Annotated in this window: 21 protein-coding genes; 14 read left to right on the forward strand and 7 right to left on the reverse strand. The window is 72.2% G+C overall.

Features of this window, described 5'->3' with window-relative positions:
- Positions 1-42 precede the first annotated feature (42 nt).
- The 5 genes from IF55_RS00445 to IF55_RS00465 all read left to right on the forward strand — a co-directional run bounded on the left by IF55_RS00445 (position 43) and on the right by IF55_RS00465 (position 5,130).
- The gene (locus IF55_RS00445; protein ID WP_030879224.1) at positions 43-282 is read left to right on the forward strand and encodes a hypothetical protein; all 240 of its coding nucleotides are present in this window, start codon (positions 43-45) and stop codon (positions 280-282) included.
- Positions 283-329: 47 nt separating this feature from the next.
- Positions 330-536: a hypothetical protein gene (locus tag IF55_RS00450; RefSeq protein WP_030879227.1), complete on the forward strand. Its 207-nt coding sequence runs from the start codon at positions 330-332 to the stop codon at positions 534-536.
- Positions 537-749: 213 nt separating this feature from the next.
- On the forward strand, positions 750-1,037 hold the full coding sequence (tatA, locus tag IF55_RS00455) for a Sec-independent protein translocase subunit TatA (protein WP_030879231.1): 288 nt from the start codon (positions 750-752) through the stop codon (positions 1,035-1,037).
- A 65-nt stretch (positions 1,038-1,102) separates the two neighbouring features.
- On the forward strand, positions 1,103-2,092 hold the full coding sequence (gene tatC, locus IF55_RS00460; protein WP_030879234.1) for a twin-arginine translocase subunit TatC: 990 nt from the start codon (positions 1,103-1,105) through the stop codon (positions 2,090-2,092).
- A 212-nt stretch (positions 2,093-2,304) separates the two neighbouring features.
- Positions 2,305-5,130, forward strand: coding sequence for a DEAD/DEAH box helicase (locus IF55_RS00465; RefSeq protein ID WP_030879238.1), 2,826 nt, complete (start codon positions 2,305-2,307; stop codon positions 5,128-5,130).
- A gap of 73 nt (positions 5,131-5,203) precedes the next feature.
- Here IF55_RS00465 and IF55_RS00470 read toward each other — a convergent pair whose 3' ends face one another.
- The gene (locus tag IF55_RS00470; protein WP_030879240.1) at positions 5,204-6,055 is read right to left on the reverse strand and encodes a siderophore-interacting protein; all 852 of its coding nucleotides are present in this window, start codon (positions 6,053-6,055) and stop codon (positions 5,204-5,206) included.
- 48 nt (positions 6,056-6,103) lie between these two features.
- Positions 6,104-7,009: a 5'-3' exonuclease gene (locus tag IF55_RS00475; protein ID WP_030879242.1), complete on the reverse strand. Its 906-nt coding sequence runs from the start codon at positions 7,007-7,009 to the stop codon at positions 6,104-6,106.
- Between the two features lie 230 nt (positions 7,010-7,239).
- Here IF55_RS00475 and IF55_RS00480 point away from each other — a divergent pair, with 230 nt between their 5' ends.
- From IF55_RS00480 to IF55_RS00495, 4 genes are all read left to right on the forward strand, one after another.
- On the forward strand, positions 7,240-8,373 hold the full coding sequence (locus tag IF55_RS00480) for a quaternary amine ABC transporter ATP-binding protein (RefSeq protein ID WP_078643452.1): 1,134 nt from the start codon (positions 7,240-7,242) through the stop codon (positions 8,371-8,373).
- Positions 8,366-10,993 (forward strand): ABC transporter permease/substrate binding protein, encoded by a 2,628-nt coding sequence (locus tag IF55_RS00485; RefSeq protein ID WP_030879248.1) that lies wholly within the window; start codon positions 8,366-8,368, stop codon positions 10,991-10,993. The genes IF55_RS00480 and IF55_RS00485 overlap by 8 nt, the downstream gene beginning before the upstream one ends.
- 759 nt (positions 10,994-11,752) lie before the next feature.
- Positions 11,753-12,511, forward strand: coding sequence for an IclR family transcriptional regulator (locus tag IF55_RS00490; protein WP_245661006.1), 759 nt, complete (start codon positions 11,753-11,755; stop codon positions 12,509-12,511).
- A 251-nt stretch (positions 12,512-12,762) separates the two neighbouring features.
- The gene (locus IF55_RS00495; RefSeq protein ID WP_030879253.1) at positions 12,763-13,515 is read left to right on the forward strand and encodes a helical backbone metal receptor; all 753 of its coding nucleotides are present in this window, start codon (positions 12,763-12,765) and stop codon (positions 13,513-13,515) included.
- On the opposite strand, the gene IF55_RS00500 is transcribed toward IF55_RS00495, so the two are convergent.
- Complete coding sequence (locus IF55_RS00500; RefSeq protein ID WP_037963741.1) at positions 13,484-14,599, reverse strand: TDT family transporter; 1,116 nt, start codon at positions 14,597-14,599, stop codon at positions 13,484-13,486. The genes IF55_RS00495 and IF55_RS00500 overlap by 32 nt on opposite strands.
- Before the next feature lie 70 nt (positions 14,600-14,669).
- Between IF55_RS00500 and IF55_RS00505 the strand changes: the two genes are divergently transcribed.
- On the forward strand, positions 14,670-15,653 hold the full coding sequence (locus IF55_RS00505) for a LysR family transcriptional regulator (RefSeq protein WP_078643311.1): 984 nt from the start codon (positions 14,670-14,672) through the stop codon (positions 15,651-15,653).
- A gap of 18 nt (positions 15,654-15,671) precedes the next feature.
- Complete coding sequence (locus tag IF55_RS00510) at positions 15,672-16,214, forward strand: HAD domain-containing protein (protein ID WP_030879261.1); 543 nt, start codon at positions 15,672-15,674, stop codon at positions 16,212-16,214.
- On the opposite strand, the gene IF55_RS00515 is transcribed toward IF55_RS00510, so the two are convergent.
- The 4 genes from IF55_RS00515 to IF55_RS00530 form a co-directional block, all read right to left on the reverse strand.
- Complete coding sequence (locus IF55_RS00515; protein WP_245661007.1) at positions 16,204-17,235, reverse strand: methyltransferase; 1,032 nt, start codon at positions 17,233-17,235, stop codon at positions 16,204-16,206. The genes IF55_RS00510 and IF55_RS00515 overlap by 11 nt on opposite strands.
- A 147-nt stretch (positions 17,236-17,382) precedes the next feature.
- Positions 17,383-18,081, reverse strand: coding sequence for a gamma-glutamyl-gamma-aminobutyrate hydrolase family protein (locus IF55_RS00520; protein WP_030879268.1), 699 nt, complete (start codon positions 18,079-18,081; stop codon positions 17,383-17,385).
- A complete protein-coding gene (gene eat / locus IF55_RS00525) occupies positions 18,078-19,589 on the reverse strand; it encodes an ethanolamine permease (protein ID WP_048831354.1) in 1,512 nt (503 codons plus the stop codon). Before eat ends, IF55_RS00520 begins: the two co-directional genes overlap by 4 nt.
- Before the next feature lie 214 nt (positions 19,590-19,803).
- Positions 19,804-20,526: a FadR/GntR family transcriptional regulator gene (locus IF55_RS00530; RefSeq protein ID WP_030879276.1), complete on the reverse strand. Its 723-nt coding sequence runs from the start codon at positions 20,524-20,526 to the stop codon at positions 19,804-19,806.
- A 72-nt stretch (positions 20,527-20,598) separates the two neighbouring features.
- Here IF55_RS00530 and IF55_RS00535 point away from each other — a divergent pair, with 72 nt between their 5' ends.
- The 3 genes from IF55_RS00535 (at position 20,599) to IF55_RS00545 (ending at position 24,237) form a co-directional block, all read left to right on the forward strand.
- Positions 20,599-22,005 (forward strand): glutamine synthetase family protein, encoded by a 1,407-nt coding sequence (locus IF55_RS00535; protein WP_030879279.1) that lies wholly within the window; start codon positions 20,599-20,601, stop codon positions 22,003-22,005.
- 14 nt (positions 22,006-22,019) lie between these two features.
- A complete protein-coding gene (locus IF55_RS00540; RefSeq protein ID WP_030879282.1) occupies positions 22,020-23,381 on the forward strand; it encodes an aldehyde dehydrogenase family protein in 1,362 nt (453 codons plus the stop codon).
- Between the two features lie 70 nt (positions 23,382-23,451).
- On the forward strand, positions 23,452-24,237 hold the full coding sequence (locus IF55_RS00545; protein WP_030879283.1) for a 3-oxoacyl-ACP reductase: 786 nt from the start codon (positions 23,452-23,454) through the stop codon (positions 24,235-24,237).
- The last annotated feature ends 25 nt before the right edge of the window (positions 24,238-24,262 follow it).

Raw genomic sequence — 24,262 nt, forward strand, 5'->3', positions numbered from 1 at the left:
GAGAAGGCCCGGAAAGCCGGGGAAGCCGAGGAAGGGGTCGTGATGACGGCGATGACGACGGCGGCGGTGCTCTTCAAGGCCGCCTGCCCCGACTGCCGGGGCTGCTTCGAGCTGGGCGCCGGGGCGCTGCGCCTGGCGATCGGTGCCACCCGCCGCACCACCTTCTACTCCTTCACCTGCCCCGACTGCGGCTCCGCGGTCCGCAAGCCGGCCGGTGAGCGGATCATCGAGCTGCTCACCGGCGGCGGCGTCTCCACGCTGCGGCTGCACTCCACCGCGTGAGCGCCCGCGTGCGTGTCCGCTCCGTCCCTGCCCGTTAGGCTCCTCCCATGCTCTGGCCCATGATCGCCATCGTTCTCGGCTTCTGCGGGATCGCCGTGCTCGGCGTCCTCGCGATGCGCGTCTTCACCGAGGTGCGGCGGCTGGCCCGAGAGGTGGACACGGCGTCGCGGCGGATCTCCCGGGCCGCCGAGGATCTCGAACGCGCGGCGGCGCCGCTCGCCTCGCAGGCGGCCGAGACCCTCCGCGCGAAGTGAGCGTCGCGCCCTGCTGCTCGCCTGGTCCGGGCGGTACGCTGAAACATCGGCGGCCCTGATTCCGCGGCGGAGGTCGGAATCGGGAGTATGCACAGGGATTGCCCCGTGTTCACCCCTGCGCGTTACGATCGCTGCCAGCACGGCGGAGCCGGACGCCTGTCCGACTGGCCCCACAGACCCATTCCATGCCGCCTCGGTGAAAAGGTAACGCTTATGTTTGGCAGGCTCGGTGCACCCGAGATCATCCTCATTCTCGTCGTCGTGATCTTGCTGTTCGGCGCGAAGAAGCTTCCGGACATGGCGCGTTCGCTCGGCAAGTCCGCGCGGATTCTCAAGAGCGAGGCCAAGGCCATGAAGTCCGAGGGCCAGGACAAGTCGGCCGCCCCGGCCGACCCGCCGCACGACGCGGCGCAGGCGCCCCGTACGATCAAGGCCGCTCCCGGCGACGTGACCGGCTCCCGCCCGGTGGCCGAGCCGACCGACAGCACGACGCAGCGCTGACCGAGGGCCGACTTCGAGGCGGCCGTCCGAGTACTGCCGCCGGACGCACGAGATAGGGACGTGGGTTGCTCAAGTCTGCCCGCAAGAAGCAGAAGGACCCCGAGGGGCGGATGCCGCTCACGGAGCACTTGCGTGAGCTGCGCAACCGTCTCGGCAAGGCCGTGCTCGCGATCGTGGTCGTCGCGGTGGTCGCTGCCTTCTATTACAAGGACATCGTCGAGCTCTTCAAGCAGCCGATCGAGGACGCGATCGGCTGCAAGGTCTCGTTCGCGGAGCTGTCCACCAAGGACAAGCGGCAGACCTGCGGAAACATCACGATGTCCGGCCTCATGGGGCCGTTCTCGCTGATGATCAAGGTGTCGCTGATGTCCGGCCTCGTGGTGGCGAGTCCGATCTGGCTGTACCAGCTCTGGGCGTTCCTCGCGCCGGGGCTGCACCGCACCGAGAAGAAGTACGCCCTGAGCTTCGTCGCCGCGGGCGCCCCGCTCTTCGCGGCCGGCGGCTTCTTCGCGTACAAGATCATGCCTGCGGCGTCCACGGTCCTCATCGAGTTCACGCCGTCGGACGTGGACAACCTGCTGCCCCTCGACGAGCTGATCGACTTCATCACCCGCCTGGTGGTCGTCTTCGGTCTCTCCTTCGAGCTGCCGCTGCTGCTGGTGATGCTCAACTTCGGCGGCATTCTCACCGGCCGCCGGATGCTCGGCTGGTGGCGCGGCATGATCATGGGCGTCACGGTCTTCGCGGCCGTCGCCACCCCCAGCGTGGACCCCTTCTCGATGCTGATGCTGGCGATCCCGATCGTCATGCTCTACTTCATCGCCGTGTTCATCGCGCTGTTCAACGACAAGCGGAAGCGGGCCGCCAACCCCGACGCCGATCTCGATCCCGACGAGGCGTCCCACCTCGACCTCACGCCGCAGGACGTCGGCGAGATCGAGCCGGTACGGGCCAGCAGGGCCGGCACGGCGCTCCCCGGCCAGTCGGGCGGTGGCGCCGACAGCGGTACGGGCGTCGAGCCGACGCGGCGGAACGGCTACGACGACGCCACCTGACCGTGATCCGATCCGGCGGGGCCCCGGCCCCGGCCGGGCCGACGGCCGCTGAGGGCCGCGGGCCCGGCGCCCGCGCGGCGCGGCCCGCGGCCCGTCGGCTTGTGGCCCGCGGTCCGTCGCGTGGTATGCGGGGCCGCGGGTTCCGGTGGGCGAACGGGAGCGCGATAAAGATCGCGTGACTGTCGGAGGCGGCCGGTAGGCTCGTACTCAAGATGACCGACGACATGTCCCCAGCCGAGCGTTACGCCGCTGCCCGGCTGCGCGCCGCCGACCTGGCCACCGCACTCGCGCCCTTCCGCGAGATGTACGACTTCGAGCTGGACCCCTTCCAGATCGAGGCCTGTGAGGCCCTTGAGGCCGGCAAGGGCGTGCTGGTCGCGGCCCCCACGGGCTCCGGCAAGACCATCGTGGGCGAGTTCGCCGTCCACCTGGCCCTGACCCAGGGCCGTAAATGCTTCTACACCACGCCCATCAAGGCGCTCTCCAACCAGAAGTACAGCGACCTCGTCAAGCGCTACGGCGCGGACAAAGTCGGCCTGCTGACCGGCGACAACAGCGTCAATGCGGAGGCACCGGTGGTCGTCATGACCACCGAGGTGCTGCGCAACATGCTCTACGCGGGCTCCCAGTCGCTGGTCGGGCTCGGCTATGTGGTCATGGACGAGGTGCACTACCTCTCCGACCGGTTCCGCGGCGCGGTGTGGGAGGAGGTCATCATCCACCTCCCGGAGTCGGTGACCTTGGTCTCCCTGTCGGCGACGGTCTCCAACGCGGAGGAGTTCGGGGACTGGCTGGACACGGTGCGCGGTGACACCGAGGTCATCGTCTCCGAGCACCGGCCCGTGCCGCTGTGGCAGCACGTCCTGGCGGGCCGCCGGATGTACGACCTCTTCGAGGAGCGCGACGCCTCGGGGAGCGGCACCGGCGGCAGACGGGAGGTCAACCCCGACCTCGTACGGCTGGCCAGAATGGAGAACAGCCGCCCCTTCGGCGGCCGGGACCGCCGCCGCGGCAAGAACCTGCGGGAGGCCGACCGCGAGCGCGAGCGCCGCCAGCGCAGCCGCATCTGGACGCCCAGCAGGGCCGAGGTCATCGAGCGCCTCGACGCGGACGGGCTGCTGCCCGCCATCACCTTCATCTTCAGCCGCGCCGGCTGCGAGGCCGCCGTCCAGCAGTGCCTGTACGCGGGGCTGCGGCTCAACGACGACGCGGCGCGCGCCCGGGTCCGCTCCATCGTGGAGGAGCGCACGGCCGCCATCCCGGACGAGGACCTGCACGTCCTGGGCTACTTCGAGTGGCTGGAGGCGCTGGAGCGGGGCATCGCCGCGCACCACGCGGGGATGCTGCCGACGTTCAAGGAGGTCGTCGAGGAGCTGTTCGTCAAGGGGCTGGTCAAGGCCGTCTTCGCGACCGAGACCCTGGCGCTCGGCATCAACATGCCCGCCCGCTCCGTGGTGCTGGAGAAGCTCGTCAAGTGGAACGGCGAGCAGCACGCCGACATCACGCCCGGCGAGTACACGCAGCTCACCGGGCGCGCCGGGCGGCGTGGCATCGACGTCGAGGGGCACGCGGTCGTGCTGTGGCAGCGCGCCATGGACCCCGGCGGCCTCGCGGGGCTGGCGGGCACGCGCACGTACCCGCTGCGCTCGTCCTTCAAGCCGTCCTACAACATGGCGGTCAACCTGGTCTCGCAGTTCGGGCGGCACCGCTCGCGGGAGCTGCTGGAGACGTCGTTCGCGCAGTTCCAGGCCGACAAGTCGGTCGTCGGGATCTCCCGGCAGGTGCAGAAGAACGAGGAGGGCATGGCGGGCTACCGGGCCTCCATGACCTGCCACCTGGGCGACTTCGACGCGTATATGCGGCTGCGGCGCGAGCTGAAGGACCGCGAGACGGAGCTGGCCAAGCAGGGGGCGAACCAGCGCCGGGTCGCCGCGGCGGCGGCGCTGGAGAAGCTCAAGCCGGGCGACGTGATCCATGTGCCGACGGGCAAGTACGCGGGCCTCGCGCTGGTCCTCGACCCGGGCCTGGCCGCCGGCCGTACGGACCGGCACCGCGGCTTCGAGCATCACGACGGGCCGCGGCCGCTGGTCCTCACCGCGGAGCGGCAGGTCAAGCGGCTGGCCGCGATCGACTTCCCGGTGCCGGTGGAGGCGCTGGAGCGGATGCGCATCCCCAAGTCCTTCAACCCGCGCAGCCCCCAGTCCCGGCGGGACCTCGCCTCCGCGCTGCGCACCAAGGCCGGACACATCGAGCCGGGGCGGCACCGCAAGAAGCGGGCGCCCGCCGCCGATGACACCGAGATCCTGCGGCTGCGCGCCGCGATCCGGGCCCACCCGTGCCACGGCTGCGACGAGCGCGAGGACCACGCGCGGTGGGCGGAGCGGTACGACCGGCTCCGGCGCGACACCCGTCAGCTCGAACGGCGCATCGAGGGCCGTACGAACACCATCGCGCGCACCTTCGACCGGATCTGCGCGCTGCTGACCGATCTCGGTTATCTGCGGGGCGACGAGGTCACCGAGGACGGCCGCCGGCTCTCCCGGCTCTACGGCGAGCTGGACCTGCTGGCCTCGGAGTGCCTGCGCGACGGCGTGTGGGAGGGGCTGCGCCCCGCCGAGCTGGCGGCCTGCGCCTCGGCGCTCGTGTACGAGGCGCGCGCCGCCGATGACGCGATGCCGCCGAAGCTCCCCACGGGCGACGCGAAGCGCGCCCTGGGGGAGATGGTCCGCATCTGGGGCCGGCTCGACGCCCTGGAGGAGGAGCACAAGATCAACCAGGCCGAGGGGGTGGGGCAGCGCGAGCCCGACCTGGGCTTCGCCTGGGCCGCCTACCGCTGGGCCTCCGGGCACGGCCTCGACGAGGTGCTGCGCGAGATCGAGATGCCGGCCGGGGACTTCGTGCGCTGGTGCAAGCAGCTCATCGACGTCCTCGGCCAGGTGGCCGCCGCCGCGCCCCCCGGCTCCACCGTTGCCCGCAACGCCCGCCGCGCCGTCGACGGCCTGCTCCGGGGCGTGGTGGCGTACAGCTCGGTGGGGTAGCGGCGCCTGCCCCATGACGACGGCGGCGGGTCCCCCTCCGGGGCCCGCCGCCGTCGTGTGTGTGCGCCGTCGTTCAGGACGCCGGGGCGGTTTCCTGTTCGGCTTCGACCTGCTGGTTCCATTCGCGCTTGGAGGCCTGCCAGCCGTCCTCGTCGTGGCCGCGGCGCCAGTAGCCGGAGATGGAGAGGCGCTCGCGGGGGACCTCGCGTTCGACGCGGAGGTAGCGGCGCAGCTCCTTCACGAAGCCGGCCTCGCCGTGGACGAAGGCGTGGACGTCGCCGGCGGGGTAGTCCATCCGGCGGACGGCGTCGACGAGCTGCTCGCCGACGGCGGAGGCGCCGCGGTGCAGCCAGACGACCTCGGCGTTGGCGGGGAGCTTCAGGTCCTGCTGCTCCGCGGCGTCCGCGACCTCGATGAAGGCCCGTACGGGCGCGCCCGCGGGCATGCGCTCCAGGGCCGCGGCGATGGCGGGCAGGGCGCTCTCGTCACCGGCGAGGAGGTGCCAGTCGGCGTCCTCGGCGGGGGCGTAGGCGCCGCCCGGGCCCATGAAGTAGACCTTCTCGCCGGGGCGGGCGCGTACGGCCCAGGGGCCCGCGACGCCCTCGTCGCCGTGGACGACGAAGTCGACGGTCAGTTCGCGGGCCGTCGGGTCCCAGGCGCGCACGGTGTACGTCCGTACGGTCGGCCACTGGTCGCGCGGGAGGTCGGCGCGGATCTGGGCCATGTCGAAGGGCTGGGGGTACTCGATGCCTTCGAGCGGGAACACGATCTTGATGTAGTGGTCGGTGAACTCGCCGGCGGTGAACCCCGCCAGCCCTTCGCCGCCGAGCACCACCCGCACCATGTGCGGGGTGAGGCGCTCGGTGCGGACGACCTCCGCGTGGTTCTGCTGCGGCTTCTTGCGGACCGGGCGTTCTGCTGCCACGTCGACTCCCCTGACACGCCAATAGTTAGTTGTACCTAACTTAACAGTTCAGCCGTGCAGAGAGGAGAGCAGTCGCTGGGCGGATCCGCCCAGCCCCCAGCGGGCGATCAGCGCCTCCAGCGCCTCGGGGTCGCGCGGCTCGCGCGGCAGCGCGGCGTCGAACTCCGGCAGCGCCACGTCCGAGGCGACCCGCACCACCCGCGGCGCGACCGCGAGATAGGGCCGGGCCTCGTCCAGCCGCTTGCGCTGCGTCGGCGTGAGCTTGGCGGCCGGGTCGTCGACCGCGGCCATGATCCCGGCGAGGTCGCCATGGGCCGCGAGCAGCTTGGCGGCGGTCTTCTCGCCGATGCCGGGCACCCCCGGAAGGCCGTCGCTCGGGTCGCCGCGCAGCAGCGCGAGGTCGGCGTAGCCGGGGCCGTCGACCCCGTACTTCTCCCGCAGCAGCGCCTCGTCCACGACCTGCAGCGTGCCCACGCCCTTGACCGGGTAGAGGACGCGGACGCCGCGCCGGTCGTCCACGAGCTGGTAGAGGTCCCGGTCGCCGGTGACGATCGCGACCGGCCCCCGGGCCCGGGCGGTCAGCGTGCCGATCACGTCGTCGGCCTCGTACCCCTCGGCGCCGACGCGGGCGATGCCCACCGCGTCCAGCACGTCCTCGATCACCGGCACCTGCGGGGCCAGCGTGTCGGGGGTCTCCTCGGCGTCGGGGCCGCCCGGGACCTCCTCGGCGACCCGGTGCGCCTTGTAGGAGGGAATCAGGTCCACCCGCCACTGCGGCCGCCAGTCGAAGTCCATGCAGGCGACCAGGGCGTCCGGGCGGTGATCCTGGACGAGGCGGGCGATGAAGTCGAGGAGGCCGCGCACCGCGTTGACCGGGGTGCCGTCGGGCGCCTTGACCGATTCCGGTACGCCGAAGTAGGCGCGGAAGTAGAGGGAGGCGGTGTCGAGGAGCATCAGGCGTCGCGTCACCCGTCGATGATGCCGTATCCAGCGAATGTGAAGGGAATGTGAACTGGGTCACGGTTCGGTTTGCTCCCTCCGAGTGGGGGCAGGCGCGCAATCGGAGCGGACCCGGTAGCGGTTTCAACTACTACTGCTGATCGGACGCGCGGCCGAATCCGCACCGCTCCACGACCCGCCCACGGGGGAGGCGGGTCGTTTTGAGTTCAATTCGAGAGGTGTATGTGTCCAGGCTGCAAGCCGAGCACTTGTACAAAGTGTTCGGCAGACGACCCGAAGCCGCCGTGAAACGGCTCGAAGGCGGCACCAGCCGCGAAGAGCTGCGCTCCGACGGCACCACCGCGGCCGTGATCGATGCCTCGTTCTCCGTCGAGGCCGGCCACATCTTCGTTGTCATGGGTCTGTCCGGGTCCGGCAAGTCCACGTTGCTGCGCATGCTGAACGGGCTTTCGGAGCCGACCAGCGGACGCGTCCTTTTCGACGGGCAGGACCTGACCGAACTGACCCCGCGCGAGCTGCGCAAGGTGCGCTCGCAGAAGATCAGCATGGTCTTCCAGCACTTCGCGCTCTTCCCGCACCGCAGTGTGATGGAGAACGCGGCCTACGGCCTGGAGGTGCAGGGCGTCCCGCGCGAGGAGCGCGACCGCCGTGCCATCGAGGCGCTGGAGCTGGCGGGCCTCAAGGGCTGGGAGAAGTCCTGGCCCGACGAGCTGTCCGGCGGCATGCAGCAGCGCGTGGGCCTGGCCCGCGCGCTCGCCACCGACGCCGACCTGCTCCTGATGGACGAGTCGTTCAGCGCGCTCGACCCGCTGATCCGCCGCGACATGCAGGACCAGCTCCTGGAGCTCCAGGCCCGGCTCAAGAAGACGATCATCTTCATCACGCACGACCTCAACGAGGCCATGCGCCTGGGCGACCGAATAGCCGTCATGCGCGACGGCCGGATCGTGCAGAACGGCACCGCCGAGGACATCCTGGTGCGCCCGGCCAACGACTACGTCGCGTCCTTCATCCAGGACGTCGACCGGTCCCGGGTGCTCACCGCCGGTTCGATCATGGCCGAGCCGAGCACCGCCAAGGGCGCCCGCGCCGGGAACGGCAGCACGGTCCGTACCGACCAGGACGTCCTGGACGCCGCGCCCGCCACGGTCACCACCGAGACCCCGATAGCCGAGCTGTTCACGCCCTTCTCCAGCAGCGACGACGCGGTCGCCGTCACCGGCGCCGACGGCGCGCTGGCCGGCGTCGTGACCCGCGAGCGGCTGCTGTCGGTCCTCGGCGAGCAGCCGCACACCGCCCCGCCCGCCGACGAACCGCCGACCGGCGAGGCCAAGGCGAAGGTGATCGCCGGTGCCTAGGCTCAACTTCGGCAACTGGGTCGAGGACGCCGTCAAATGGCTCCAGACCCACATGGAATGGCTGTTCGACTTCGTCAGCAAGGTGCTGACGGGGATGTACGACGGCGTCGACAAGGTGCTGGGCGCGCCCGAGCCGCTGCTGATGGCCGGGATCTTCGCGGTCATCGCGTTCTGGCTGCGCGGCCTGGTCCCCGCGGTTCTCGCCTTCGTCGGCTTCGCGCTGATCGACTCGCTCCAGCTCTGGGACGACGCCATGTCGACCCTCTCGCTGGTGCTCGTCGCGTCCGTCATCACGATCGTGATCGCGGTGCCGCTGGGCATCTGGTCGGCCCGCAACCGCACCGTCAGCGGTGTGCTGCGGCCCGTACTGGACCTCATGCAGACGATGCCCGCCTTCGTCTACCTGATCCCCGGCGTGATGTTCTTCTCGATCGGCCCGATGCCGGGTCTGATCGCGACCATCATCTTCTCGATGCCGCCCGGCGTCCGGATGACCGAGCTCGGCATCCGGCAGGTCGACGGCGAGCTGGTGGAGGCCGCCGAGGCGTTCGGCACGACGCCCCGCGACACGCTCATACGGGTCCAACTGCCGCTCGCCCTGCCCACCATCATGGCCGGCATCAACCAGGTCATCATGCTGGCGCTGTCCATGGTCGTCATCGCCGGCATGGCCGGCGCGGGCGGCCTCGGCGAGCAGGTCTACGCCGCGGTCACCCAGGTCAACATCGGCGGCGGTGTGGAGAGCGGCCTGGCCGTCGTCATCCTCGCCATGTACCTGGACCGCATGACCGGCGCGCTCAACCAGCGGGTCTCCCCGCTCGGCCGGCGCGCCCTGGCCAAGGCCGCCGCCGCCATGCGCGGCGCGAAGCTCTGGCACTACCGGCCCGGCACGGCGGTCGCGACCGTCGGCGTCGTGGTCCTCGCGCTCATCGCGGGCGGCATGAACCTCGCCCAGAACGACGACAAGCCGAGCGCCTCGGCCTCCACGAACGTGGGCCACGGCAAGCAGATCAACATGGGCTACATCCCCTGGGACGAGGGCATCGCCACCACGTTCCTGTGGAAGGAGCTGCTGGAGCAGCGCGGCTACAAGCCGAACGTGAAGCAGCTCGACCCCGGCCCGCTGTACTCCGGCATCGCCAAGGGCGACATCGACTTCCAGACGGACGCCTGGCTGCCGACGACGCACAAGGCGTACTGGGCCAAGTACGGCTCCCAGATGACGGACCTCGGCGCGTGGTACGGGCCGACGACGCTGGAGCTGACCGTCCCCGCCTACATGAAGGACATCAACACGCTTGATGACCTCAAGGGCAAGGCCGGCGAGTTCGGCGGCAAGATCACCGGCATCGAGTCCAGCGCCGGCGAGATGGGCCTGCTCAAGGACAAGGTCCTCCCGGCGTACGGGCTGGACGGCGAGTACAAGATCGTCTCCTCGTCGACCGCGACGATGCTCGCCGACCTGGACCGCCAGATCGCGGCGAAGAAGCCGATCCTCGTCCCGCTGTGGTCCCCGCACTGGGCGTACAGCAAGTACGACCTGAAGAAGCTCAAGGACACCAAGGGCGCCTGGGGCAAGGGCGACGAGCTGCACACCGTCGCCGCGAAGGGCTTCGAGTCCAAGGACCCGACGGTCGCGGGCTGGCTGAAGAACTTCCACATGGACGAGAAGCAGCTCTCCAGCCTGGAGAACACCATCCAGTCGGCCGGCAAGGGCAAGGAGCAGGACGGCGTCCGCACCTGGCTCAAGAAGAACCCGAAGGTCGCGGACACCCTCGCGCCGCTGCCCAAGGACAAGGGCGCGACGGCCAAGGGCAAGGAGGCCGGCAAGGTCGTCAACATGGGCTACTTCCCGTGGGACGAGGCCATCGCCACCACGTACCTCTGGGAGAACCTTCTGGAGGACCGCGGCTACAAGCCGAAGGTCAAGCAGCTCGACCCCGGCCCGCTCTACACGGCGCTGGCGCAGGGCCAGATGGACGTCCAGTTCGATTCCTGGCTGCCGACCACGCACAAGCAGTACATGGACAAGTACGGGGACAGACTCTCCGATATCGGCGCCTGGTACGGGCCGACGTCGCTGGAGCTGACCGTGCCGTCCTACATGAAGGACGTCAACACGCTCGACGACCTCAAGGAGAAGGCCGGCGAGTTCGGCGGCAAGATCACCGGCATCGAGTCCAGCGCCGGTGAGATGGGCATCCTCAAGGACAAGGTCATGCCGGCCTACGGGCTCGACGACGACTACAAGCTCGTCTCGTCCTCGACGGCCACGATGCTCGCCGACCTGGACCGCTCGATCGCGCAGAAGAAGCCGGTCGTCGTCTCGCTGTGGTCGCCGCACTGGGCGTACAACAAGTACGACCTGAAGAAGCTCAAGGACCCGAAGGGCGCCTGGGGCAAGGGCGAGAAGATCCACGTCGTGGGCAAGAAGACCTTCGGCAAGGACTTCCCGGAGCTCAACGGCTGGCTGAAGAACTTCCACATGGACGACAAGGACCTCGCGTCCCTGGAGGACCAGATCCAAAAGGGCGGCAAGGGCAACGAGAAGGCGTCCGCCCGCAAGTGGATGGACGACCACCGCGACCTCGTCGACAAGATGGCGCCCGTCGGCTCGTAACGCTTTCGCCGCTCGTACTTCCGCGCCGCGGATCGACACTGAGCCCCGCTTCCGGTCTCGTACCGGGGGCGGGGCTCTTCGCTGTGCGGACTGTTTGTTGTGTGGGCTGTTCGTTGTACGGGGGTGTTCTCCGGCGTTCCGGTGGGGAGTTTTCAGGGCATCCTCGGGGTATTTTCGGGGCGGTACGAGATTTCCCCGTCATTGTGTCCCGCGCCGCGCCGCCCGCCGTACGGGCCATGTCACCTGCGACGATCGAGGTGAGTTCCGTGGCGGTGCTCTACAATGGAACAAGGTCAGTAAACTTTCAACTATGAATAGGCAAAGGCCGCTTGACAGGTGACGGCGGAATGATTCCCCTCCTTCGATAAACGGTCCGCTCAGCGGAACCGGCCTTGTGCGCGGTGCGCGGCTCGCCGAATATCGACCCAGTTGGTGAAGGTTGCCGAGGCGATGAAGGAAGCCGGGACGACCGCGGCGATCGCCGATTTCGCGGCCGAAATCCCAGAACTCCGGGCCGAATCCAGCAGCTCCGGGCCGCTTGAGCGGCGGCGGGGGCGTGAGGGCCGAGCTCCGGGGGCCGGGCCCAGGGCCGGATTCAGGCCCGGGTTCAGGTCGGGGGTGACCACACGGCACACCGGGCCCGCCCTCGCGCGGGCCATTGGCCGGTTTCGGGCTGGCGGCGGTCGCCGGAGGCCCATTGAGTGGTACTGACGGGCGCCACCGCCGCGATCCGGCGGGCGCGCACGGGGGGAGAGAGCCTTGTCGTTCAGCAGCACCGGTCGCCTCACCGAACTGGAGCGGCCGGCCGTGGGGACAACCGTCGGGGGACGCGTCGGTGGGCGCGGAGTGCTGGAAGGCGCGTTCTCCCTGCTGGAAGCGGTGGAACGGGCCGGGGAGGCCGGACTGACCCGGCTGGCGGCCGACAGCGGCCTGCCGAAGGCCACCGCCCACCGGCTCCTGTCGCAGCTTGTGGAACTCGGCGCCGTCGAACGGTGCCGCGACCGCTACCGCATGGGCTCGCGCATCTTCCGCCTCGGCCGGCGCTGGCAGCCCCACCCCGCCCTGCTCGGCGCGGCCCGCGCGCCCGTACGGCACTTCGCCGACACCACGGGCGCGACGGTGGGCCTGTGCGTACTGCGCGAGGGCCGCACCATGGTCGTCGCCGGGGTCGGGGGCCAGGCGGGCGAGGTCGCGCCGCAGCGGCCCGGCGCGATGTACCCGTGGTCGACGGCCGCCGGCAAGGTGCTCGTGGCCGGCGCCCGGCCCGGCCTGCCGCTGGGCCCGCTGCCGAGCACCTGGGCCCGTACCGCCGCCGCCATCCGGGACAAGGGCATCGCCTTCGACCACGAGGAGATCGTGCCGGGTGTCTTCTGCGCCGCGGTGCCGCTGTTCGGCGCGGACGAGGCCGTCGTGGCATCCGTCTGCGCCGTGACGGCCTCGGCCGGCCAACTGACGCGCCTCGCGGAGCCGCTGGCCCAGGCGGGCCAGTCCATCAGCACGGGGCTGCGGGGGCGTTGAGGGTACGGAGCGGTCGCGTCGGCCGTACCGCGCGGGGGCGTTGAGGGTGCGGAGCGGTCGCGTCGGCCGTACAGCGCGGGGGCGTTGAAGGTGCGGAGCGGTCGCGTCGGCCGTACCGCGCGGGGGCGTTGAGGGTGCGGAGGGGACGTCCTGTGCAGGGCGTTGAGAGGGCCGAGGGGCCCTTCTGCGCGGGGCGTCGAGGGTACGGGCGGTGGTGTCGGCCGGCCCGCACGGGGCCGTACGGTGGGGCGATGACCCGTCGCACTGCCGTACGGCGCGTGGTGTCCCTCGTGCCCTCGCTCACCGAGGCCGTGGCCGCCACCGCGCCGGACCTCCTCGTCGGGGCCACCGACTGGTGCAGCCACCCCGCCGACCTCGCCGTGACGCGCGTCCGCGGCACCAAGAACCCCGACACGGAGCGGATCGTGCGGCTCGCCCCCGATCTCGTCATCGCCAACGAGGAGGAGAACCGCGCGCCGGACCTGGCCGCGCTGCGCGCCGCGGGGCTGCGCGTCATGGTCACCGAAGTCCGCACCCTGGAGCAGGCGTTCAGCGAACTGGAACGGGTTCTGGTGGAGGGCTGCGGGCTGGCCCGGCCGGAGTGGCTGGACCGCGCGGAGGCCGCCTGGCGGGACCCGACTCCCGTGCCGCCGCCGCCCGTACGGCTCCGGGCCGCGGTGCCGATCTGGCGGCGGCCCTGGATGGTGCTCGGCCGCGACACCTTCGCGGGCGACGTGCTGGCCCGGCTCGGCATCGACAACGCCTACGCGGCGCACGCCGAGCGGTACCCGCGCGTCCCGATCGAGGAGTTGCGCGCCGCCCGCCTCGACCTCGTCGTCCTCCCGGACGAGCCGTACCGCTTCACGGCGGACGACGGGCCCGAAGCCTTCCCCGAGGCTGTGCCCGTCGCCCTCGTCAGCGGTCGCCATCTCACCTGGTACGGGCCCTCGCTGGCGGAGGCGCCCGAGGTGCTCAGCGCGGCAGTGCGAGCAGCGCGCCGCTGAAGACGCCGCGCAGTGTCCGTACCCCGGCGACCAGCCACGCCACGACCAGGACGGCGAACAGCGCGACCGCGAGCCAGGTGTAGAGGTGCAGTCCGGTGTGCTTGGCGAGCCCGGCCGCGCCGGTCACGCAGGTGCCGACGGGGAAGGTGAAGCCCCACCAGGTCATCGAGAACTTCATGCCGTTCCGGAAGGCGCGGACCACCGTCGCCGCGGCGATCGCGAGCCACAGCAGCGCGAAGCCCATCACCGGCACGCCGTACAGGACCGCGAAGGGCAGCATGGCGTGCGCGTACGTGTCGCCGATCGCGCCGTGCGCGGCGTCGGCGAGGTTGCCCACCGCGGTCGTCGACTGCCCCAGCGGGCCGAGCACCAGGAACATCGTCGGGGTCAGGGCCAGCGGCAGCGGCCCCTGGTGGACGAGGCGGGCGAAGATGATCGGCAGCATGACGAAGGTGGCGAGCAGGGACAGCCCGAACATCGCGTAGCAGCCCAGCAGCATCGCCTCCCGCCACTGGCCCGCCGGAAGGTGGGCGATCAGGGCCGGGCCGCAGGCCGCGGAGACCATGGGCGCGACCACCGGCAGGAGCCAGACCGGGGAGGCCGTGCCCGCGTCGATCTGGTGCCGGGTCACCATCAGATACGGGATGGCGGAGGCGGCGACGACACCGATGAGGGTGCCCGCGATCCACAGCACCGTGTCGACGGCGACGCCCGCCGAGACGCCGATGACGTCCGAGCCGACCGAGAGGCTGCCCGCGCCGACGGCGAGCATCCCCATCGACAGGCAGCCGTAGAACGGCGCGACGGCCGGGTCGAGGAGGTGCTTGCGTGCCTGGTCGCCGTGGCGGGCCCAGTGCGCGCCGCGCCCGACGAACAGCACGACCAGCAGCAGCGCGCCCAGCGCCCAGACCACCTGGTACGCCACGCGCAGCCCCCAGAAGTGCAGCGGCAGGACGGCGCCCGCGTTCGCGACGATCGCCGTCCCCATGACGGACGCGTACCAGTTGGGTCCGAGCATGCGGACGGACCCGCGGGGGCGGTTCTCTGAAAGGGGGGCGGAGCGCGGCTGCGCGATAGTGGTCATGACACCAAGGTGCTCCGCGCGGGCGCCGCTCACCAGGGATCTTGCGTCTATGAGGGCATAAACTGGGGTTATGAGCGATGGGCGGGCGGAGACCGGTCGGGACGACGACGGGGCGCGGCGGGACGCGGACGGCCCGCACCCCCGCACCGGCTCCCTCGCGCACCGGGTGCCGGACCTCGCCGCGCTGCAACTGCTCCTCGCGGTGGCGCGGCTCGGCAGCCTCGGCCGGGCGGCCCGCGAACTCGGCATCACCCAGCCCGCCGCCAGCAGCCGAATCCGCTCCATGGAGCGGATGCTCGGCGTCTCGCTCGTGGAGCGCTCGCCGCGCGGCTCGACGCTCACGCCGTCCGGGGCGCTCGTCACGGACTGGGCGCGGCGCGTGGTGGAGGCCGCCGAGGCGTTCGACGTGGGCGCGCAGGCCCTGCGCGGGCGGCGCGACTCGCGGCTGCGGGTGGCCGCCAGCATGACCATCGCCGAGTACCTGCTGCCGGGCTGGCTGATCGCGCTGCGCGGCAGCCGCCCGGACACGGCGGTCTCCCTCTTCGCCGGCAACTCCACGGCCGTCGCCGAACGCGTCCTGGGCGGCGCGGCCGACCTCGGCTTCGTCGAGGGGCTGAGCGTGGCCCCCGGCCTCGACGGCGCCGTCATCGGCCACGACCACCTCGTGGTGGTCGTCGCCCCCACCCACCCCTGGGCCCGCCGGCGCGCCCCCCTCGACCCGGCCGAACTCGCCGCCACCCCGCTGCTCCTCCGCGAGCGCGGCTCCGGTACCCGCCAGGTACTCGACGCGGCCCTCGCCGCCCACGGCGGCCTCACCGCCCCCCTCCTCGAACTCGCCTCCACCACCGCCGTCAAAGCCGCCGTCGTCAGCGGCGCCGGCCCCTCCGTCCTCAGCGAACTCGCCCTCGGCGAAGAACTCGCCGCCCGCCGCCTCGTCCAGATCCCCGTCGAGGCGGTCCGCCTCGGCCGCGACCTCCGCGCGGTCTGGCCCACCGGCCAACGCCCGGCGGGCCCGGCCCGCGACCTGCTGGGACTGACGCGGGGGAGCGGGTGAGAGGGGGAGAGGGAGACCATGAGCCGACCGATACTGTTCCTCGACGTGGACGGGCCGCTCAGTCCGTACGCGGCCGAGCCGGGGACGCTGTCCGAGGGGTACACGACGCTGGCGGCGCCGGAAGGCGGGTGGGCCGCGGAGGGGAACCAGGGGCTGTCGGTCCGGAGGCGGCCCGCGCGGGTCCGGCTCGACCCCGAGCACGGGCGGGAGCTGCTGCTCCTCGATTACGAGCTGTGCTGGGCGACGTCGTGGATGGCGGACGCCAACCGGTGGCTCGCACCGGTGCTCGGGCTGCCCTTCGTCGACTTCGGCGCCGCCCTGTTCCAGGACCGCCCCGACGGGGTGCACTGGAAGACGGCGCCCCTCGTGGAGCACGCCCGAGGCCGCCCCTTCGCGTGGGTCGACGATGAACAGAGCGACCTGGACCAGGCGTACGTGACCGCCCACCACCGCGCGCCCGGCCTGCTGCACCACGTCAACCCGCGGATCGGGCTGCGCGCCGACGACTTCGGGGCGCTCGCCGCCTTCGCCCGCTCGCTGGGCGCGGGTGCTACGCCTTGACGCCCACCACCGCGCCGTCCGCGCCCGGGGCCGAGAAGCGGAGGGTGTGGATGTCGGTGAAGCCGGTGTCGGTGAGCCAGTGGGTGTAGTCGCTGGGGGTGTAGTTCTGGCCCCAGGTGCTGACGAGCATGTGGAGGCTCATGAGGGCGGGGAGGCGGGGGCCGTCCTTGGTGTCGTCGACGAGGAGTTCGCTGATGACGATGAGGCCGCCGGGGGGCAGGGCATCGTGGCATTTGCGGAGGATAGAGCGGTTGGTCGGCTCGTCCCAGTTGTGCATGACCTGGGAGAGCAGCACGGCGTCATGGCCGGTGGGCAGGGCGGCGTCGCGCAGGAAGTCGCCGGGCGCCAGCGCGATGCGGTCCTGGAGGCCGGCCTCCTCGACCCACTCGCGGGTCAGCTCGCAGACGAACGGCAGATCGAGGACGGTGGCCCGCAGGTCGGGGTAGCGGCGGCAGAGTTCGATGTCGTACGCGGCACCGCCGCCCCCGACGTCCAGCAGCCGCCGCACCCCGCCGAGGTCCAGCACCTCGCCGAGGGCCCGGGCGCTCGGGGCCGACAGAGCGTACATCGCTGACCAGTAGGTCTTCTTCAGCGCCGCGTCCTGGGCGTCGAACATCGACTCCTTGGCCCGCGGGTCGAAGTTCGTGGGGACGTTTCCGGCCACGGCCTCCTCCAGCCGCATCCAGCCCGCGTACCGCCGGTCGAAGGAGATCACCGCGTCGCCGAAGTACTCCGGCCGGCCCCGCACCAGGTACCGCTCGGCCTCCGGCGTGTTCGCGTACCCCTCGCCCTCGCGTACCAGCAGGCCCAGCCCCGCGCACGCGGTGAGCAGCAGCTCCGCCGGGCGCTCCGCGATGCCGTGCCGGGCGGCCACCTCGGCGACCGGCAGACCGGGGGCCGCGGACAGATCGGAGAACAGGCCCATCCGGGTGGCGACGGCGAGCGCCTTCGCCGCCCAGAGCCCCGTCACGATGTCCATCAGCCGGTGGGGCGGGGTGGGGGTGCTGCCCGGGTCCGTCACGGCGTCCTCCTCGCGCTGGGCCGGGGCCCGGGGGCCGCGCGCCCCCGGGGCGGTGGCCGAAAGGAGACGGCCGCCACCTCCCAGTGGATCAGCCCCCGGCCGCCGCCACCAGCGGTACGGACAGCGGCACGGTCAGCGGTACGGACCTCAGCCGGCCGCCGCCGCCCCCACCAGCGCCGACATCACCCGCACGTCGTCGCCCGCCTCCGGGTGCCACTGCACGGCCAGCGTGTAGCCCCGCGCCCCCGGCAGCTCCACCGCCTCCACCGTGCCGTCGTCGGCGTACGCACTGGGCACCAGGCCCGTGCCGAGGCGGTCCGCCGCCTGGTGGTGGAAGGTCGGCACCGACACCTCCTCGGGGAGCGCCGCCGCGAGCATGGTGCCGGGCACCGGCTTGACGGTGTGGTGCGCAAAGACGCCGGGCGGGCCGCTGTGCCCGCGGACGTGCGGCAGGTGCTGGACGAGCGTGCCGCCGAGCGCCACGTTGAGCAGTTGCAGGCCGCGGCAGATGCCCAGCAGCGGGGTGCCGCGGTCCAGCGCGGCCTCGATGAGGGCGAGTTCCCAGGCGTCGCGCTCGGGGGCGGGCGGCCCGGTCTCGGGGCGGGGCTCGGCACCGTACCGCGCCGGATCCACGTCCGGCCCGCCCGAGATCACCAGGCCGTCCAGGCGCGCCACGACGGCGTCCGCCGCCGCCGGGGCGTCCGGCGGCAGCAGCGCCGCGAGCCCGCCCGCGCGCTGTACGAGCCGGTGGTACCCGACCGGCAGCACCGCCGCCGGCATCCGCCACACGCCCCAGCGCACGGGGTCCTCCAGATAGGTGCTGATGCCGATCAACGGCTCGGTCACGGCTGTCCTCCATCCGCTCGGGAGACTGCATGGGTACGGTCCAGCTCCGCCTCGGCCTCCGCCAGCGCCGCGAACTCCTCCTCCGGCGCCGCCGCCACCAGCCGGTGCCGCGAGTAGAGGGCGAAGTAGCACAGGGCCGCCGCGTACACCGCCAGCGCGATGACCGCCGCGTCCTTGTCCACCAGGAACGTCGCCGCCAGCGCCGAACAGGCCAGCACGAAGGCGACGGAGGAGGTGAGCACGCCGCCCGGCGTACGGTACGGGCGCGGCAGCCCCGGCTCGCGGCGGCGCAGCACGATGTGCGAGAGCGACATCAGCGCGTACGAGATGGTGGCCCCGAACACCGCGGCGTTGAGCATCCGCGCGCCGTCCCCGGTCGCCGCGGCCAGCGCGAAGCCGAGCGCGCCGGGCACCAGCAGGCCCAGGTAGGGGGCCTTGCGGCGGCTGGTGAGGGAGAGGAAGCGGGGGAGGTAGCCGGCCCGCGAGAGCGCGAAGAGCTGGCGCGAACCGGCGTAGATCAGCGAGAAGAACGACGCCACCAGGCCCGCCAGCCCCGCGTAGTTGACGATCCGGCTGAGCGCCGTGGCGCGGCCGTCCGGCTGAAGGGCCGCCACCAGCGGATTCCCCGCGTCCTTCACGGCGTTCGCGCCGCCCGCCCCCGTAGCGGCGAGGAAGGTGAGCAGCGCGAGGAGCAGCAGCACGCAGATCGAGGCGGCCATCGCCTTGGGCAGCGTACGCGCCGGGTCCCGCGTCTCCTCGGCGGCCAGCGGCACGCCCTCGACGCCCAGGAAGAACCACATCCCGAAGGGGAACGCCGACCAGATGCCCAGAATCCCGAACGGCAGCCAGGACCCCGCGCCCAGCGCGTCCGCGTGCACGGGGATGTCGGTCAGGCGCCCCGCGTCGAAGTCGGTGAACGCGCCGACGGCGAAGATGAGGAGGGCGGCGACGGCGATGCCGGTGACGGCGAAGCTGAAGCGCAGCGCCTCGCCGACGCCCCACAGGTGGATGCCGATGAAGACGGCGAAGCAGGCGAGGTAGACGGGCCATCCGGAGGTGAGGCCGAACAGGTGCAGGGACTCCACGTAGTCGCCGATGAAGATGGCGATGGCGGCGGGCGCGAGCACGTACTCGATGAGGATCGCGGTGCCGGTCAGGAAGCCGCCCCACGGGCCCAGCGCGCGGCGCGCGAAGCCGTAGCCGCCGCCGGCGGTGGGCAGCACGGAGGCCAGTTCGGCGAGGGAGAAGACCATGCACGTGTACATCAGGCCCATCAGCGCGGCGGCGGCCGCGAGCCCGCCGAACCCGCCCTGCGCCAGCCCGAAGTTCCAGCCGGAGTAGTCGCCGGAGACGACGTAGGCCACGCCGAGACCGGTCAGCAGCAGCGGCCCGGCGCTGCCGCGCCGCAGCGCGCGCTTTTCGAGGTACGACGCGTCCGCGGGGGAGCCGTGGGAGCCGGCGGCAGGCCGTGCGGTGGGGGACTCCGGGCGATCGGGCCGATCGGGCATGAACCGCTCCTGCCTGCGAGGTTAAGGTTTGAGGCCATACCTTTGCCGCGACGGCAGCCGGAAGGCAACCCTCTTGCACGCCGCAATCCGCCGGGACGGCAACCCTCTTGCCCCCTGCGATCCACCGGAGCGGCACCCCTCCCTGCACCCCGCGATCCGCCGGGACGGCAACCTCCCCGCACCCCGCGATCCGCCCGGAAGCGCCCACGCCGTCCTACGCGAGAAACCCCCGCAGCAGCGCCGCCGTCCCCCGGCAGTGCTCCCGCATCACCTCGCGCGCCCCGTCCGCGTCCCCCTCCAGCACCGCCTCCACCAGCGCGGCGTGCTGGCGCTGCGAGTGCTCCAGGTTCCGCACCAGCAGCGGGATGCAGTCCAGCAGGTCGTTGACGGTCGCCCGGACCGCCGCGTACTGCGCGGCCAGCGTCGCCGACCCCGAGACGTCCGCCAGCGTCAGATGCAGCAGCGTGTCCAGGCGCCGGTAGTCCGGCAGCGGCGCCTCGCGCGTCGCGTCCAACGCCGCCCGCAGCCGCGCCGCCTGATTCGGCGTCAGCCCGTGGGATGCGCCCAGCCCGGCCGCCCCCACCTCCAGCACCTCGCGGAAGCGCAGCGTGTCCTCCACGTCCACCGCCCCCAGCCGCCGCCGCAGCTCCGCCGGGCCGGTGGACCCGGCCGCCCGGGCCCGTACGAACGTACCGCCGTACCGGCCGCGCCGGCTCTCCACCAGCCCCTGGTCCGCCAGGACCTTCAGCACCTCGCGCAGCGTCACCCGGCTGATGCGCAGCCGCTCGGCCAGCTCCCGCTCGGCCGGCAGCCGCTCGCCGTCCGGCACCAGGCCCAGCCGGACGACCTGGAGTATCTGCTCCAGCGCCTCCTCGAAGCCGTTGCCCGCCCGTACCGGCCGCAGCACCGTCGCGAGACGGTCCTCAGCGCCGTTCATCGAGCCCCCTTCCCAACCAATGGTCTACCGGCCTACCTTATGACTCCGGTTGCGCAGACAGGAGGCCGTCCCGTGGCAGACCGCACGCCCCCGCTCCCCGTCGACGAGCTGCGCGGGCTCGTCGCCGCCGGAGAGATCGACACGGTCGTCCTCGCCTTCACCGACATGCAAGGACGGCTCCAGGGCAAGCGGTTCGCCGCCCGCTTCTTCCTCGACGACGCGCTGGAGCACGGCACCGAGGGCTGCACCTACCTCCTCGCCGTCGACACCGACATGAACACCGTCGACGGCTACGCCATGTCCTCCTGGGACCGCGGCTACGGCGACTTCGCGATGCGCCCCGACCTCTCCACCCTGCGCCGCGTCCCCTGGCACCCGGCCACCGCCATGGTCACCGCCGACCTCGCCTGGCACGACGGCTCACCCGTCGCCGCCTCGCCCCGGCAGATCCTCCGCCGCCAGCTCGACCGGCTCCACCAGGCGGGGCTGGAGCGCACGGGCAGCGGCTGGAGCGCGCAGGTGGGCACAGAGCTGGAGTTCATGGTCTTCAACGACAGCTACGAGGACGCCTGGAGCCGCGGCTACCGCGGCATGCACCCCGCCAACCAGTACAACGTCGACTACTCCGTCCTCGGCACCGGCCGCGTGGAGCCGCTGCTGCGCCGCATCCGCAACGAGATGGGCGCGGCCGGCATGACCGTGGAGTCCGCGAAGGGCGAGTGCAACCTCGGCCAGCACGAGATCGCCTTCCGCTACGCCGACGCCCTCACCACCTGCGACCAGCACTCCGTCTACAAGACCGGCGCCAAGGAGATCGCGGCCCAGGAGGGCCGGGCGCTCACCTTCATGGCCAAGTACGACGAGCGCGAGGGCAACTCCTGCCACATCCACCTCTCGCTCCGCGACGAGGCCGGCCGCCCCGTGCTGGCCGGCGACGACGGCGGGCGCGGCAGGTACGGCACGTACGGCATGGCACGGACCATGGAGCACTTCCTCGCCGGACAGCTCGCCGCGCTGCGCGAGTTCACCCTGCTGTACGCGCCCAACATCAACTCCTACAAGCGGTTCCGGCCCGGCTCCTTCGCCCCCACCGCCGTCGCCTGGGGCCCCGACAACCGCTCCTGCGCGCTGCGCGTCGTCGGCCGCGGCCACGCCCACCGCTTCGAGAACCGGCTGCCCGGCGGCGACGTCAACCCCTACCTCGCCGTCGCCGGCATGATCGCCGCCGGGCTGCACGGCATCGAGGCGGAGCTGGAACTCCCCGAGGCGTGCACCGGCAATGCCTACGCGGGCGACGCCGAACACGTCCCCGCGACCCTGCGCGAGGCCGCCGACCTGTGGTCCGCGAGCCCCCTCGCCCGCGCGGCCTTCGGCGCCGAGGTGGCCGAGCACTACCTCAACATGGCCCGCGTCGAACAGGACGCCTACGACACCGCCGTGACGGACTGGGAGCGGTTCCGCTCCTTCGAGCGCATGTGAGGAAACCCGACGACGTGCACGAGCACCAGGTACTCAACCCCGCCACCGAAGAGGTCATCGCCACCGTCCCCGCCGCCACCGCCGAGGACGTCGACGCCGCCGTCGCGGCGGCCGGCCGCGCCCAGCGCGCCTGGGCGGCCCTCGCCCCCGGCGACCGCGCCCGGCAACTGCGCCGCTTCGCCGCGACCGTCGACGCCCACCTCGAAGAACTGGCCCGCCTGGAGGTCCGGGAAGCGGGCCATCCCATCGGCAACGCCCGCTGGGAGGCCGGCAACGTACGCGACCTCCTCGACTACGCGGCCGGCGGGGCGGAGCGGCTGACCGGCGCCCAGATCCCCGTGGCCGGCGGGCTGAACGTCACCTTCCACGAACCCCTCGGCGTCGTCGCCGTCATCGCCCCGTGGAACTTCCCCCTGCCGATCGCCGCCTGGGGCGCCGCCCCCGCGCTCGCCGCCGGCAACGCCGTCCTCCTCAAACCCGCCGAGACCACCCCGCTCACGGCGCTCCGGCTCGCCGAACTCGCCCTGGAGGCCGGGCTCCCCGAAGGGCTCTTCCACGTCCTGCCCGGCGCCGGCCCCGTCGCGGGCGCGGCCCTCGTCCGCCACCCCGGCGTCGCCAAGGTCGTCTTCACGGGCTCCACCGCCGTCGGCAAGCGGATCATGGCCGAGTGCGCCGCACGGGTGAAGCCGGTGACCCTCGAACTCGGCGGCAAGAGCCCCAACATCGTCTTCGCCGACGCCTACCTCGAAGCGGCCGCCGCTGCCGCACCCGGCTCCTTCCTCGACAACACCGGCCAGGACTGCTGCGCCCGCAGCCGCATCCTGGTCCAGCGCACCGCCTACGACCGCTTCATGGAGCTGCTGGAGCCCGCCGTACGCGCCTTCACCGCCGGCGACCCCGCCGACCCCGCCACCCGGATGGGCCCGCTGATCTCGGCCGCGCACCGGGAGCGCGTACGGGCGTACGTACCCGAGTCCGCGCCCGCCGCCATCCGCGGCGACGCCCCCGCGGGCAAGGGGTTCTGGTACCCGGCGACGGTCCTGGAGGCCGCGCCCGGCGACCGGACGGCGACCGAGGAGATCTTCGGGCCCGTCGCGGTCGTCCTGCCCTTCGACGACGAGGCCGACGCCGTGCGCCTCGCCAACGCCACCGACTACGGGCTCTCCGGCTCGATCTGGACCCGCGACGTGGGCCGTGCGCTGCGCGTCTCGCGCGCCGTCGCGGCGGGCAACCTGTCCGTCAACTCGCACAGCAGCGTCCGCTACGCGACCCCGTTCGGCGGCTTCAAGCAGTCCGGGCTCGGCCGGGAGCTGGGCCCGGACGCGCTCGCCGCCTTCACCGAGACCAAGAACGTCTTCCTGAGCACCGACGCGTGAACACCGGCTCCGGCGCGATGCCGCCAAGCCAATTCCGTCAACGCCGCCCGATCCCGATGGAGGAGAGCAAGTGAGCGACCAGACCCCCGTGTGCCGCCGCCTGGTGGGCCGTACCGCCGTCATCACCGGAGCCGGCAGCGGCATCGGGCTGGCCACCGCCCGCCGCCTCGCCTCCGAGGGCGCGCACGTCGTCGTCGCCGACATCGACGAGAGCACCGGCAAGGCGGCGGCCGAAGAGGTCGGCGGCCTCTTCGTGAAGGTGGACGTCACCGACCAGGAGCAGGTCGAGGCGGTCTTCAGGACCGCCCACGACACGTACGGCGCGGTCGACATCGCCTTCAACAACGCGGGCATCTCGCCGCCCGAGGACGACTCCATCCTCACCACCGGCCTCGACGCCTGGAAGCGCGTCCAGGAGGTCAACCTCACCTCCGTCTACCTCTGCTGCAAGGCCGCGCTCCCCTATATGCGCGCGCAGGGCCGCGGCTCCATCATCAACACCGCCTCCTTCGTGGCCGTCATGGGCGCCGCCACCTCGCAGATCAGCTACACCGCCTCCAAGGGCGGCGTGCTGTCCATGTCCCGCGAACTGGGCGTGCAGTTCGCCCGCGAGGGCATCCGGGTCAACGCGCTGTGCCCGGGCCCGGTCAACACGCCGCTCCTGAAGGAACTGTTCGCCAAGGACCCCGAGCGCGCCGCGCGCCGCCTCGTCCACGTCCCCGTGGGCCGCTTCGCGGAGCCCGAGGAGATCGCCGCGGCCGTCGCCTTCCTCGCGAGCGACGACTCCTCCTTCGTCAACGCGGCCGAATTCCTGGTCGACGGCGGAATCGCGGGCGCTTACGTAACCCCGATGTAAGGTCCATGATCAACACCGAAAACCG

This window comes from Streptomyces varsoviensis (assembly GCF_000718635.1).
Taxonomy (GTDB): Bacteria; Actinomycetota; Actinomycetes; order Streptomycetales; family Streptomycetaceae; genus Streptomyces; species Streptomyces varsoviensis.

Excerpts from the sequence above, each read along its gene's own strand:
- IF55_RS00465 (WP_030879238.1), top strand. The coding sequence starts at position 2,305 with ATGACCGACGACATGTCCCCAGCCGAGCGTTACGCCGCTGCCCGGCTG.
- IF55_RS00505 (WP_078643311.1), top strand. The coding sequence starts at position 14,670 with ATGAGCGATGGGCGGGCGGAGACCGGTCGGGACGACGACGGGGCGCGG.
- IF55_RS00510 (WP_030879261.1), top strand. The coding sequence starts at position 15,672 with ATGAGCCGACCGATACTGTTCCTCGACGTGGACGGGCCGCTCAGTCCG.
- IF55_RS00500 (WP_037963741.1), bottom strand. The coding sequence starts at position 14,599 with ATGACCACTATCGCGCAGCCGCGCTCCGCCCCCCTTTCAGAGAACCGC.
- IF55_RS00445 (WP_030879224.1), top strand. The coding sequence starts at position 43 with ATGACGGCGATGACGACGGCGGCGGTGCTCTTCAAGGCCGCCTGCCCC.
- IF55_RS00475 (WP_030879242.1), bottom strand. The coding sequence starts at position 7,009 with ATGCTCCTCGACACCGCCTCCCTCTACTTCCGCGCCTACTTCGGCGTA.
- IF55_RS00530 (WP_030879276.1), bottom strand. The coding sequence starts at position 20,526 with ATGAACGGCGCTGAGGACCGTCTCGCGACGGTGCTGCGGCCGGTACGG.
- IF55_RS00495 (WP_030879253.1), top strand. The coding sequence starts at position 12,763 with ATGACCCGTCGCACTGCCGTACGGCGCGTGGTGTCCCTCGTGCCCTCG.
- eat (WP_048831354.1), bottom strand. The coding sequence starts at position 19,589 with ATGCCCGATCGGCCCGATCGCCCGGAGTCCCCCACCGCACGGCCTGCC.
- tatA (WP_030879231.1), top strand. The coding sequence starts at position 750 with ATGTTTGGCAGGCTCGGTGCACCCGAGATCATCCTCATTCTCGTCGTC.
- IF55_RS00450 (WP_030879227.1), top strand. The coding sequence starts at position 330 with ATGCTCTGGCCCATGATCGCCATCGTTCTCGGCTTCTGCGGGATCGCC.